Raw genomic sequence first — 968 nt, forward strand, 5'->3', positions numbered from 1 at the left:
AAGAATACAAAAACAAATGGAAAAACATCAATTCAAAGTCGATGATTTTAACTTTATAACCATTTAGTTTTTAGATATCTATAAAACGTTAGTTAGAATTTTACCGCAGCAAGAAGAATTCAATATCTTATTGCAACAATCGATTAATCTCAACTTCATTCAATAATAAACATTCTTAAAAATATGAATCTAAAAAAAATTTCAAAATTTGTAAAAAAAGTAAAAGACTTTTTTATAGTTTTAGGCTTACCTGTAGTTTTATATTATGCATATCAAATTCATAATGAACAACTAAAAAATAAAGATATTCAAATTGACCTTTTAAAAACAAGATTAGAAAATCTACAAGATGGACAAATAGATGAAGTTTGGGATAAATACAAAAGTTTGAAAGAATTCAGCGAAGAGGAAAGAAAAGAATTCAAAACAAACTTAATAAAGAAAAAAAATTAAACGATTCATTGAAAAAATATTTATCGGGCGCAATTTTATTTGATAAAAATAGAATTGTTTTAACTACTGAACAAGCAAGAAAAATAATGATCGATTTAATAGACGGTGATACTAATAAAAAAATTCTGAAATTATCTAATGAAAGAGAAAGCAACTTAAATAAAATAATAAGTCTAAATAATTCTCAAATTAAGGATTTAAAACTAATGCTTAAAAATGACGAATTATTGATAAATGAACAGAAAAAAATTATTAAAATGCAAGAAAAACTATTGAAAAACAAATAAAAACTACTGCCAACACACGTTTGGCGCAATTGCGAATTTACTGGTAAATTCACGTTTATTTTCCGCAAGAAATTTTATCTTTAACGGAAAATAATCAGTTCCGAAGTTCGCAACTGACGCCAAGCGTGGGAACGTTGTGCGATACCTTAAAAAAACTAAAGAGAAAAAATTGAGCTATAAAGGGAAAATTAAATTAGAATTTTATGAGCAGAAATGGTTTAAACTAAT

The 968-nt window shown here is 25.0% G+C and carries 2 protein-coding genes; both read left to right on the plus strand.

From position 1 onward, the window contains the following. Positions 1-183 precede the first annotated feature (183 nt). Positions 184-453 carry a hypothetical protein gene (locus tag FLACHUCJ7_RS25220; RefSeq protein WP_180910979.1) on the plus strand — a complete coding sequence of 90 codons (270 nt, stop codon included), beginning with the start codon at positions 184-186 and terminating at the stop codon, positions 451-453. A gap of 8 nt (positions 454-461) precedes the next feature. Continuing rightward, entirely contained in the window at positions 462-740 is a 279-nt protein-coding gene (locus FLACHUCJ7_RS25225; protein ID WP_180910980.1) for a hypothetical protein, read from the plus strand. Positions 741-968 lie beyond the last annotated feature (228 nt).

This window comes from Flavobacterium salmonis (assembly GCF_903819435.1).
In the GTDB taxonomy this organism is placed as follows: Bacteria; Bacteroidota; Bacteroidia; order Flavobacteriales; family Flavobacteriaceae; genus Flavobacterium; species Flavobacterium chungangense.